The sequence below is a fragment of the Mesorhizobium sp. GbtcB19 genome, assembly GCF_019091085.1.
Lineage (GTDB): Bacteria > Pseudomonadota > Alphaproteobacteria > Rhizobiales > Rhizobiaceae > Mesorhizobium.
In genome coordinates this window covers 37715-49352 of the sequence record NZ_JAGXJY010000030.1, presented here as the reverse complement: position 1 = coordinate 49352, position 11638 = coordinate 37715, and the positions used below count along the sequence as shown (strand labels likewise).

At 65.3% G+C, this 11638-nt stretch carries 9 protein-coding genes; 5 read left to right on the top strand and 4 right to left on the bottom strand.

What is annotated here, in order from left to right; all coding sequences use genetic code 11:
• Positions 1–244: 244 nt before the first annotated feature.
• From proC to KVT37_RS29730, 3 genes are all read right to left on the bottom strand, one after another.
• Entirely contained in the window at positions 245–1060 is an 816-nt protein-coding gene (proC, locus tag KVT37_RS29740; RefSeq protein ID WP_217578590.1) for a pyrroline-5-carboxylate reductase, read from the bottom strand.
• 84 nt (positions 1061–1144) lie between these two features.
• Positions 1145–2464 carry an O-antigen ligase gene (locus KVT37_RS29735; protein ID WP_217578589.1) on the bottom strand — a complete coding sequence of 440 codons (1320 nt, stop codon included), beginning with the start codon at positions 2462–2464 and terminating at the stop codon, positions 1145–1147.
• A complete protein-coding gene (locus KVT37_RS29730; protein WP_217578588.1) occupies positions 2433–3431 on the bottom strand; it encodes a glycosyltransferase family 2 protein in 999 nt (332 codons plus the stop codon). The genes KVT37_RS29735 and KVT37_RS29730 overlap by 32 nt, the downstream gene beginning before the upstream one ends.
• A gap of 169 nt (positions 3432–3600) precedes the next feature.
• On the opposite strand from KVT37_RS29730, the gene KVT37_RS29725 reads away from it, so the two are divergent.
• The 3 genes from KVT37_RS29725 to KVT37_RS29715 are packed head-to-tail and all read left to right on the top strand — an operon-like array spanning position 3601 to position 6490.
• The gene (locus KVT37_RS29725) at positions 3601–4776 is read left to right on the top strand and encodes a glycosyltransferase family 4 protein (RefSeq protein WP_217578587.1); all 1176 of its coding nucleotides are present in this window, start codon (positions 3601–3603) and stop codon (positions 4774–4776) included.
• On the top strand, positions 4773–5567 hold the full coding sequence (locus KVT37_RS29720) for a WecB/TagA/CpsF family glycosyltransferase (protein WP_217578586.1): 795 nt from the start codon (positions 4773–4775) through the stop codon (positions 5565–5567). Before KVT37_RS29725 ends, KVT37_RS29720 begins: the two co-directional genes overlap by 4 nt.
• The gene (locus KVT37_RS29715) at positions 5564–6490 is read left to right on the top strand and encodes a DUF6492 family protein (protein WP_217578585.1); all 927 of its coding nucleotides are present in this window, start codon (positions 5564–5566) and stop codon (positions 6488–6490) included. The genes KVT37_RS29720 and KVT37_RS29715 overlap by 4 nt, the downstream gene beginning before the upstream one ends.
• A 3-nt stretch (positions 6491–6493) precedes the next feature.
• Here the strand turns inward: KVT37_RS29715 and KVT37_RS29710 are convergent, their stop codons facing one another.
• Complete coding sequence (locus KVT37_RS29710) at positions 6494–7789, bottom strand: lipopolysaccharide biosynthesis protein (RefSeq protein ID WP_217578584.1); 1296 nt, start codon at positions 7787–7789, stop codon at positions 6494–6496.
• A 201-nt stretch (positions 7790–7990) separates the two neighbouring features.
• On the opposite strand from KVT37_RS29710, the gene KVT37_RS29705 reads away from it, so the two are divergent.
• Positions 7991–10498, top strand: a complete 2508-nt coding sequence (locus KVT37_RS29705; RefSeq protein WP_217578583.1) for a GumC family protein — start codon at positions 7991–7993, stop codon at positions 10496–10498.
• Between the two features lie 229 nt (positions 10499–10727).
• Positions 10728–11627 (top strand): bifunctional methylenetetrahydrofolate dehydrogenase/methenyltetrahydrofolate cyclohydrolase FolD, encoded by a 900-nt coding sequence (gene folD, locus KVT37_RS29700; RefSeq protein WP_217578582.1) that lies wholly within the window; start codon positions 10728–10730, stop codon positions 11625–11627.
• Positions 11628–11638: the final 11 nt, after the last annotated feature.

Below are 11638 nucleotides of genomic sequence, written 5' to 3'. Positions count from 1 at the left end.
ACGACCAGGATCCACTCGGTCTCCTTCCCACTTCAACCATACACCAGAACCAACACACAGGATCCTCGGGTCTGCGCGTCCGCTTCGCTCCCGCTCCGCCCGTGGATGACGAAGTTCGCGCGCCTCGGCTAATCTCCTCAGTCGGCGATTTGCCTCGTTCCTGGAGACCTCGGAAGACGTTGAGGCGCTACCCGCTCAGGCGACCATTCTGTCAAAATCAACGCGTCGAGGAACCAGATGGCCCTTACTTCCCCAGCTCTATCGACCTGAGCCTTGCCGCCTCCACGGCTTCGGTGACCAGCTTCGTCAGCCGGTCCCCGCCCATCAGCACGGCAAGCGCCGCGGCGGTCGTGCCGTTGGGGCTGGTCACTTGCTGGCGCAGCACGCCCGGCTCCTCGTCGCTTTCGCTGGCGAGCGAGGCGGCGCCGAAGACGGTCTGCATGGCAAGCAGCTTTGCGGTCTCTGTCGGCAGGCCGGCCTTTTCGGCCGCAACCGTCAGCGCCTCGATGAAGTGGAAGATGTAGGCCGGGCCGGAGCCGGAGACGGCGGTGACGGCATCCATCAGGCCCTCGTCGTCGATCGTCGTCACGACGCCGCTTGCCGAAAGCAGTTCGACAACGAAGCGGCGGACGTCGTCGGAGACCAGCGGATTGGAAAACACCACCATCATGCCCTTGCCGATCGAAGCCGGCGTGTTCGGCATACAGCGGATGACCGGCGCGTGCTCGCCGAGGATAGTTTCGAACGTGGCGACCGGCGTGCCGGCGGCGACGCTGACGAAAGTGGTGCGGCCGTCGCCGAAGCGCTTGTAGTCAGCCGTCACCTCGCGGATCACCTGCGGTTTCACCGCGATGACGACGAGATCGGGCACCGCATCGGCCGGAATGCGTGCGGCCTCGGCGGCGGCATGGCAGCCGAGATGTTCGGCGCGCTGGCGCAGTTCGGCATTGGGCTCGACCACGAACACCGCCGACGGCTCGAGCTTGGCGGATTTCAGCCAACCCGAGAGCATGGCGTAACCCATATTGCCGCAACCGGCGAGAACGAGCCTGATCGTCATGAAAGCCTCCGCGAGAAAGGCTTTCCTTAGACGCTTGCGCCTCGGGGGAAAAGAGCCGTCAGCGGGAGATAGATCGTCCAGGAACTAGTGGGAGAGGCGAACCGGGATCGGCCGCAGCGAGACTTGTCTCAGGCCAAGCACGCCGAGCACGAAGAACAGCCAGACCGGATCGCCGCGGTGGAAGAAGAAGCTTTCCAGGAAGCCGTTCAGCGCCGTGAACAGCACCACCATCATGAAGAAATCACCGAGGAAGATGTTTTCCTTGCGCGCCGGGATACGCATGTAGTCGCGCAAAGGCGCGATCAGGAAGGTGTAGACGGCGACGCAGAGCGCCGGGATGCCCATCAGCACGGCAATGTCCAGATAGCCGTCATGGCCATGCACGATGGTGCGGATGTCCCAGGGCCGGTCGAACGGCTGGTCCTGGTTGAGCAGCAGCGGCGTCCCCCAGAAGCTTTCGTAGCCGTAGCCGGTCCATGGCTTCTTCGCCAGCATCTCGCCGGCGAACTCCCAAAGCGTGGTGCGTCCGGTATAGGTCAGGTTCGGAAAATAGATCGCCGCCAGATGCTTCACCGGCGGGATGAAGACGATGCCGAGCGTGCCGACGGCGGTCGCGATGATGGCCAGCGCAAACAGGATCGGCGTGCCGAGCCGCATGCCGATGAGGCTGGGCAGCACGACGATCATGATCGAGAACGGCACCAGGCCGGCCGTGGTCTTGGAGCCGGTGTGCAGCATGAACACCATCGCCGCGCAGAAGATGCCGGCGCCCCACCAGCGCTGGCCCCGCCGGAACAGATAGAGCCCGGCGAAGCTGAAGCAGGCCATCACCGGACCGGCGATATTCTTGTGGGTGAAGACGCCGCGCCACAGGCCCGCATGCTCGGGCTCCTGCGAATCGGCCGTGTGCAGCGCCTCATGCGGGAAGACGATCAGGCCGACATAGGAGAGGCCGATCACCACGACGGCGGTGAAGACGACGACGCGGGCGAAGGAGTCGGCGTCGCGCGGCAGCACCAGGATCGTCGCCATGGTGATGATGCCGATCATGGTGAAGGAGGCGGCGCGCATCGCCGCGGGCGGATCGGTCGCCAGCACCACCGACAGGAAGAAGAAGCCCAGCATCAGTGCCCAGGAGGGGCTGACCAGCGAGCGCACCACGCGCGGATCGGCGAAGGCGAGCAGCGCGAAGATCGAGACGGCGCCGAGCGAGCCGAAGCCGAGCTGGTTGACGATGTCGCCGCCGTCGCCGGTCAGTTCCGCGCCGGCCGGCTGGAACGGCCGGAACGAGACGATGATGACGGTGAACAGGAGCGCGGCGATAGCCGTCGCCACACCTTGCCTGGTGAAGGCGGCGCTGAGCGGCGCGCGCTCAATTCTTCTCAGGCTGTCGGTACTGCTCATTGGTATATCCGAATTCGGCAAGCACCCGGCCAAGCGCGACGTAGACCGGATAGAGGCCCGTCGTCAGCGAGCCCGTGCGCGCCAGCCGGATGGCGCCGCGCAGCGGCGAGGCGGCGAGCAGCGCCAGGCTCTTCGCAAACACTTTGAAGCCGGCAAGCGGCGTGCCGGCGCGCTTCTTCTTTTCGACCAGCGTCGAGATGACGCCATTGCGCAGGCTGCGGGCGCGGATCCAGTCGGCCTCGACGCGGCGTGCCGGCACGGTTTCCTTGACCTTTGCCTCGGCGCACCAGCCGAGCACGAAGCCTTTCTGTGCGCAACGGCTGAGGAAGTCGGAATCGCCGCCGCCCATGAAATTGAATCGCAAATCAAGGAAGGGCGGTCCCATGGCCGCCAGCACGTTGCGCCCGACCAGCAGATTGCCTGACGAAAAAAGCGCCGGCACGCGACCCGTTTCCCGATAGGGCGGCGCAAAGACCGGGTGTTCGGCCCATCTCGCGTGGCTCGGATCGGCGAAGACCGGCACTTGCGGGCCGCCGACAATGTCGGCTTGAAGCGTCTCGGCTGCCTTGCACATGCGCTCCAGCCAGTCCGGTTCGGCGATCTCGTCGTCGTCGATGACCAGGAGGTGCTTGAAGTTGGGAAATTGCAGGACCGCCGTCTGCCAGCCGGCATTGTAGGCGCTGCAATTGCCGCGCTGATGCGCGATGATCACCATGCCGGGCATCTCGCCGCTCTCGAACAGCGGCAGCACCGCGCGGGCGCCCTCGCGCGCCTCGGCCTCGTTTTCGATGACGATGACGGCGAAGCGCCGGCCGGTCCGCTGCGCCTTGAGCGACGACAGGGTTTCCAGCACCTGCTGCGGCCGCTTGAAGGTCGGCAGCGTCACGACCGCTTCGACGGACCCGGCGGCAAGCCCCGGCGACCGCCCGGCTATCGATACAGAAGCGTCGGACGGCAAAGGGATCATCCGTTTCCAGCAGCGTGCGTTTGCGCTCTCGATAGCATCGCGGTGATAACGTTTCGTTAATCACCTTCGCGCCCGGCTGTCGGAAAAGCCGGGTCTTTGGCCTTTGACAGTGCCATTTAATCAAGACTTCACCGCGTTTTGCTACCGGCTGCACCTAAGGATAGGTGAGATGCATCTGCTGTTCGCCACATCGATCGTGCCCGATGGCGCTCTCGCCTCGGGCTACGAGATTGCCAACGCCGCGATCATCGACGCGTTGCGGCGTGCCGGCGTGCGCGTGACGGTGATCGGCTTCATCTGGCCGGGCAAGGTTCCTTCCGATCCGCAAAACACCATTGTGCTCGACGCCGTCGAGGTCCGCACCGAAAGCGCCTCGCCGCTGCAAAAACTCGTCTGGCTCGGCAAGGCGGTTCTCTCCGGCCTTACCTTTGCCTCGGTCAAGCTGCGTGTCGTTCCGGACGCGCAAGTCTGCGCCGCCATCGAGCGCACCGGCCCCTTCGACGGCTATGTCCTGAATTCGGTGCAGTTTGCCGGTGCCTTTGAAAAGGTGCTCACTGACCGTCCATTCGTCTTCGTCGCGCACAATGTCGAGCATCGCTCGGCCGAGGAAAATGCCGCGGCCGCAACCAGCGCGCTCCAGCGCTGGATGTTCCGCCGCGAGGCCAGACTCCTCAAAGTCATGGAAGAGCGCCTCTGCGGCGCCGCGCGTTTCGTCTTCACGCTGGCCGAGGAAGACCGCTCGGCACTGGGTGTCGCCTCCGACAGGCGCTCGGCGGTGCTGCCGCTTGTGACCCGCGCGCAGGCGCCGGTGGCCAGGAAGGTGCCGCGCGCCATCGATTGCGACGCCGCGCTGATCGGCACCTGGACATGGCAGCCCAACCGCATCGGGCTTGACTGGTTCCTGACCAAGGTGGTGCCGCATCTGAAGCCGGATTTCCGCGTCAGGATCGCCGGCAACATGCCTTCCGGCGTGACCTCGGCGCATCCCGGCGTCTCCTTCGTCGGCCGGGTTCCGGATGCGCAGGCCTTCGTGCGCGGCGCCGCCGTCATTCCCTTGATCAGCACCGCCGGCAGCGGCGTGCAGTTGAAAACCATCGAGACCTTCGAACTTGGCCTGCCGTCCGTCGCCACCAGCCGCTCGCTGCGCGGCATCGGCTATCGTCCCGACAATTGTGTGGTGACCGACGATCCGATCGCCTTCGCCGCCGCTCTCCAGGCGGCCGCGGCCAATGTCCGTGACGTCGATGGCAGCGCCTTCCACCGCCGCCAGTTGAAGGCGCTCGACACCGCGGTCGGGCTCGGTCTGGAGAAGCTCGGCGCTGTCAGGCAGGAGGTCGCCGCATGAACATGCACACCGCGCGCGCCGCCTTCGGCTTCGATACGCTCAAGACCATTCTGGGCATTCCGGTGCTGGCCATTCGCTGGGACGAGGCAATCGCCTTGCTTACCAGGCTGATCGACGAGCGTCGCTTCACCAAGGTGAGTTTTCTCAACGCCCACAACGCCAACCTTGCCTGCACCGATCCGGTCTTTGCCGAGGCTCTGGAAGACTTCCTCATCCTCCCGGACGGTGTCGGCGTCGACATGGCGGCGAAGCTGCTTTACGGCGCGCCTTTCCCCAGCAACCTCAACGGCACCGACTTCATTCCGGCCTTCCTGCAGGCGTCGTCGCATCCCCTGACGGTTGCGCTGCTCGGTACGACGCGCGCCAATGCCGAAGCCGCATGCGCGAAGCTTTCGACGCTCGCCGTGCAGCACAATTTCGTCGTCATCCATGACGGCTTCTTCTCCGCCGCCGAAGAGCCAGCGATCCTCGAGCGTATCGCCCGGCTGCGGCCGGACGTGCTGCTCGTCGCCATGGGCGTGCCGCGCCAGGAATTATGGATCGAGCGCCACATCGACAGCCGCCATTGCACGCTGCCCGTTGCCGTCGGCGCGCTGCTCGATTTCATGAGCGGCTCGGTGCCGCGCGCGCCGCTGTGGCTGCGCCGGCTGCGGCTCGAATGGCTGTTCCGCCTCTGGATCGAACCCGGCCGCCTTTGGCGCCGCTACATCGTCGGCAATCCGGTCTTCCTGTGGCGAGTCGTCAGGCAGAAGCTGTCTTTGGGGCCGCGACCGGCGGAGGCGCGCCGGTGAACAGCCGCTTCGTGCCGGACACCGCCACCAAGATCGAACCGCTGCCGCGCGCGCCTTTAGCCGCGATCGTCACCGCGAGCTACGCGCCCGATTTCGAGCGCTGCCGGCTGTTGTGCGAAACCATCGATCGCCACGTCACCGGCATGGCGCATCACTACATCCTCACCGAGCATCGCGACGTCGCGCTGTTTCGCCAGCTGGAATCCGGCCGCCGCAGCGTCGTCGACGAGCGGGATCTGCTGCCGCGCTGGTTGCATGTTTTCGACGATCCGCTGAGTGGTTTCCGCCGCCGCGTCTGGCTGAGCTTCAGGACGCAGCCGCTGCGCGGCTGGCACGTGCAGCAACTGCGCCGCATCGCCATCGCCGGCCGCGTCAAGGAAGATGTTCTCGTCTTCTGCGATTCCGACGTCGCCTTCCTGAAACCGTTCGACACCGACGCCTTCTGGCGCGACGGCAAGGTGCGGCTGTTCCGGCGCGACGGCGTGCTGTCGAACGATGGCCACGGCGAGCATCGCATCTGGTCACGCAATGCTGGCGCGGCGCTCGGCGTCGACCCCGTCAATCCGTCGAGCCACGACTATATCTCGACGCTGATTGCCTGGCGCCGCGAGACGGTCAACGCGATGTGCGAGCGCATCGAGAAGGTGCATGGCCGCGACTGGGTCGGCGTCGTCGGCTCGGCACGCCAGTTCTCCGAATGCATGATCTATGGCCGCTATGTCGACGACGTGCTTGAAGGCGCCGGCCATTTCCACGGTTCGGAGGAATTCTGCCGCGTCCACTGGAACGGCAAAGCTCTCTCGGATGACGAGTTCCGCCGCTTCGTCGACACCATGGCGCCGGAGCAGGTCGCGATCGGCATGCAATCCTTCATCGGCACCGATATCGGCCGGATCCGCCGCCTGATCGGGCTTGCGGCGTAAGGCTCAGATCGCCTTGGCCGGCCTGCGCATGGCTGAGTAGGTCAAGAGCATCGAGGCGAGATAAAGCAGCAGGAAGACGATGTTGAGTGACAGCACCAGGTTGGCGGTGTCGGCAATTGTCGTCAGCACATAGGTCAACAGCACCGCTTTCAACCCGGCGAGCAGGCCGAGATTGATCGCGCGCACCGCCGTCTGGCCGCGCGCGAAGAGAAGCTCGGCCTGGTATTCGACGAGGTTGCGCAGTCCCGGCACGCAGACCGCGAGCGCGACCAGCGGCGCCGCCTCAGCGACATTTTTGCCGAGCGCGTTCGGGAAGAAATGTAAGACGATGCCGAGCGACAGCAGCGCCAGCGTCGAGACCAGGAAGACGCCGCCTTCGATGCCGCTCTTGACCGCCAGCCGCGACAGAAGCTCCGGCGCCCGCATCATGCGTTGCACCAGCATCATCGAGAAGGTGCGGATCGGGATCGCGGTGAGATCGACCAGCCGCATGATGATGGCGTAGATGCCGGCGAGGTGCGGTCCGCCGATCGACAGCACTAGGAGCTTGTCGAACTCCATCTGCAGGTAGAACAGCACTTCGGAACCGGCGACATAGATGGAATCGGCGAGTCGCCTGAAATAAAGCTCGGCGCGCAGCCGCAGCCGCTGGCGCGGGTAGAAGAAGACGAAGGCGACGACGAGCGAGGCGGCGTTGGCGCCGATGTAATACAACGACCACGCGCCGATCGTGTGCTGCGCGCCAAGCATGAACAGCACCGCGCCGATCGCCCGAAGCGCTGTCGCCAGGATGGCAAGCACCGCCGCGCGCCCGAACTTGCCGAGCCCGTTGTTGACGATCAGCGCCACCTCGACCGGCCGCCACAACAGCGCCTCGGCGAAGACGACCGCGGCGAAGGCCGACAGAGGCACGGTGCCGGCAAAGAAGATCAGGTAGACGCCGTAGGAGGCCGCGGCGAGGAACGGCAGTGACAAGACGCCGAGAAGCAGGAAACCGGCGGTGAAGGTGCCGATCAGATTGGGGCGGATCGTGGCGGTGCGGTAGAGTGCCGAGATGAAGCCGAAGGCCAGGATGCGCGACAGCATGATGCCGGCGGCCGAGGCAGTCGCGAACATGCCGAATTCGGCGATCGAAAGCGTGTTGGCCAAGGCGATGAAATAGGCCAGCGAAAACACCAGCCGGCCGCCGGCGCCGCTGATTGCCGAGAAATAGTCGAACACCAGTTTCCGGCGGGTCGCCACGAAGTGGCCGATCCGCGCGAAGCTCCGCCTTTGCGGCATGTCGCTGGCCTGGGTCATGTCGGGGGCGATAGATAGGCTGGAAAGTTTAACGCGGCGTTCTGGCGGCCGCCTTGGCGGCGCCGAAATGCCGCGAACAAGGCAAGAAACCGCGTGAGCCCGGACGCGAAATTAACTGTTTGTTTCCTATGCCCGTTTAGCGTGACTTAACGATTGGCCGATCCGCCGCTCCCAAGCCGCCAGAGAGTAAGTTCCAGGACAATGGTTGACAGGGATAACCGTGATGACTGGAGGCGCGAGCGTTCCCTGCTCGCGCTCGGTCAGGCTATGCGCGGCGAGGACAACACCGTTTCGATCGGCGATAAAGCCGACTCCTCATGGCGCGAGGACGCCGCTGCGCGCCACCGTGCCGCGCGTACCGAGCGCGAGGGGAAGTCTAATCCGCAGCCCGCCGATACCGGCGGCTTAGGCAGCGATCAGACCCTGCTGAACGCGGATCCGGTCGAAACCGGGGACGACTGGGTCCGAAGAAATCGATCCGCTTCGCCCAGCCAGGGCCACGAGGCCGCGGCGGGCAGCCATCGGACGCAAGCCGCTCCCGAACCTCGTTATGCAAGCCGGCCATCCACCGCAGACGATGCCCAGGAATGGAAGCCGCTGATCGATCCGATACAGGTCGTTCACGGCGTCACGCGATCGAAGGCGCTGATCCTGACGACGACGATCCTGGGCGCCGCCCTCGGCGTCGCCATCGCGCTGTCGACGCCGAAGAAATATGAGGCCACCACCGACGTCATCGTCGACCCGCGCGACCTCAAGCTCACCGATCGCGACCTGACGCAGAACGTGGTCGCCTCGGATGCGACGCTTGCCATTGTCGAGAACCAGGTTCGCATCCTCACCTCGGGCACCGTGCTCAACAAGGTCGTCACCGATCTCAACCTCACCAACGACCCTGAGTTCAACGGCCAGGGCAATGGCGGTTTCGGCCTGATGTCGACGCTGCGCTCGATCCTGTCGCGGCAGGATGCCGGCGCGGCGGACGAAGCGCGCAAGCGCGCGTTGGCGGTCGGCAAACTGTACGACAGCCTCGACGTCGAGCGTGGCGGCAAGACCTTCGTGGTCTCGGTCAGCGCCACCACGCAGAATGCCGAAAAATCCGCCCTGATCGCCAACACCATGGTCACGGCGTTCAAGCAGATCTCCAGCGAAATCCAGTCGAACACCGCGGGCCGCGCCAATGACGAGCTGACCTCCAGGCTCGACGAATTGCGCAAAGGCGTCGAGACGGCCGAACGCAACGTCGAAGACTACCGGGCGACGCACGATCTCGTCGACGCGCAGGGCCATCTGATCAGCGACGACCAGATGCTGAAGCTCAACGAGCAGCTTTCCGTCGCCCGCGCGCGAACGCTGGAGCTCAATGCCCGCGCGGCCTCGGCGCGTTCGCTGAACGTCAATTCGGTCCTCAGCGGCACTTTGCCGGAAGAGATCAACTCCAACATGATGAGCGAGCTGCGCTCGCAATATGCGGCGCTGAAGCAGGAAGCCGACCGCGCCGAGGTCAAGCTCGGGCCGCGCCATCCGGAGATCGAGGCGCTCAATGCCCAGCTTGCCGGGGCGCGCGAACGCATCGGCGCCGAGCTGCAGCGCATCGCGTCCTCGCTGCAGGTCGACCTGAAGCGCTCGGTCCAGCTCGAGCAGGATCTTTCGTCGCGTCTGGCGCAGGCCAAGGTGCAGAGCGGCGACGTCAACAACAACCTGGTTTCGTTGCGCGAGCTGGAGCGCGAGGCGGCCGCCAAGCGTTCCGTCTACGAGCAGTTCCTGCTGCGCGCCAAGGAAACCGGCGAGCAGAAGGACATCAACACCGCCAACATCAGCGTCATTTCTGACGCCTATGCGCCGCTGCAAGCCAAGGGTCCGTCGCGCGCCGTGATGGCCGTGGCCGGCCTGTTTGCCGGCCTGTTCGCTGGCATCGGCCTCGGCGCGCTGCGCGGCATCCTCGCCAGTCTGCGCGAGACGGCCGATAGCCGGTCGCGCCGCCGGGTCGACGAGCGTGCTCCCACGATGGAGAACACTTCCAACCGCGCCGCTCCGCCGGCGCCGCCACCGCTCGTGACACCGCCTCCGGCCCCGCCGGTCGCTCCACCGCCGTCCTCGACTTTCACGCCCGCGCCGTCTTTCACGCCGCCTCCGGCTCCGTCAATTACGCCGCCTCCGGCCCCGGCATTCAAGCCGTCACCAGCCGCGTCCTTCACGCCGCCGCCTGCCTCACCTCCGGCCCCTCGGCCCGCGTCGGTGGCTGCGCCGCCTGCGGCCCAACCTGTCATGCCACCACCGACGCCGGACAACGACGCCGGCCGTCCAGGTTTTTTTGGCTCGTTGGCCTCTGCGCTTCGCTATTTCGTGCGGCGCGAGCCGGCTGACACGGTCGATCTGGACTCTGTCCCGCCCGAAAGCGCGTGGCGCGCGCCCAGCCGGGAGGAACGCTATCCCCGTGCCGAAACCCCGGCCCGGGAGAATTTTCAGCCGCCATACCAGCAGCGCTATTCCTATTCCTACCGGCCGGACCATTCGAGAAGCGATCCCTACGAGGATCATTATCCGGCATCCTCGGCGTCCTATCATCCGCAACCGCCGACTGCCGGCGAGGCTCGCCAGTCGCCCGCCGATCAGGGTGAGATCGACGAGATCCGCGCCAGCCTGCGCGAATTCCGCGAGGCGGTGCGCGAGCTGACCGAAAACCGCTCGCGTCGCCGCTATTTCTAAAGCGCCCGTATTTCTTGACTACCCATATTTCTTAACGGCTCGCCCTTCGATAAAAGCGACCGGTTTCGGGTTTACGGCATCCGACGACGCTTTGACGGGATTGCCTTGTCGAATTTTCGTGAAAATGCCGCGCGGCATTTCGGCCGATTGCGCTTTGCGTTGGCGGATCGAGATGCCGGATTGAGGCACGGGGCATGCATCGATGCGGCCTCAAAACGGAGAGTTCGTGATGACCGAAGTGATCGACGGAAAGCGTGTCGCCGAGGATGTGGTTTCGAAGGTCAAGGCGCTGACGTCGGAGCTTTCGGCCAAGGGCGCCACCAAGCCCGGTCTGGCGGTGGTCATAGTCGGCGAGGATCCGGCAAGCCAGGTCTACGTCGCCTCGAAATCGCGCACAGCCAAGGAATGCGGCTTCCATTCGCTCCAGCACACGCTGCCGGCCGACACCAGCGAGGAACAATTGCTGAAGATCATCGGCGATCTCAACGCCGACCCGTCGATCCACGGCATCCTCGTCCAGCTGCCGCTCCCCGGCCACATCGATGCCGGCAAGGTCATTCAGACGATCGCGCCGGAAAAGGATGTCGACGGTTTCCACTTCATCAATGTCGGCAAGCTGGGCACCGGTGAGCTGGAGACGGCCTTCGTGCCCTGCACGCCGGCCGGCTCGATGCTTTTGATCGAGCGCGTGCGCGGCAAGGACCTGTCCGGTCTCAACGCCGTCGTCGTCGGCCGCTCCAACATCGTCGGCAAGCCGATGGCCAATCTGCTGCTGGCCGCCAACTGCACTGTCACCATTGCCCATAGCCGCACTAAGGATCTGCCGGCGCTGGCCCGCACCGCCGACATCCTGGTCGCTGCCGTTGGCCGTCCCGAGATGGTCAAAGGCGACTGGGTGAAGCCCGGCGCCACTGTGATCGACGTCGGGATCAACCGTATTCCGGCGCCCGAAAAGGGCGAAGGCAAGAGCCGCCTGGTCGGCGACGTCGCCTATGCCGAGGCGGCCAAGAATGCTGGCGCCATCACGCCGGTGCCTGGCGGCGTCGGGCCGATGACCATTGCCATGCTGATGGCCAACACTGTAGCTTCCGCCTACCTCGCGGCCGGGTTGAAGCGGCCGTCCTTCTGATCGAAAGCAGC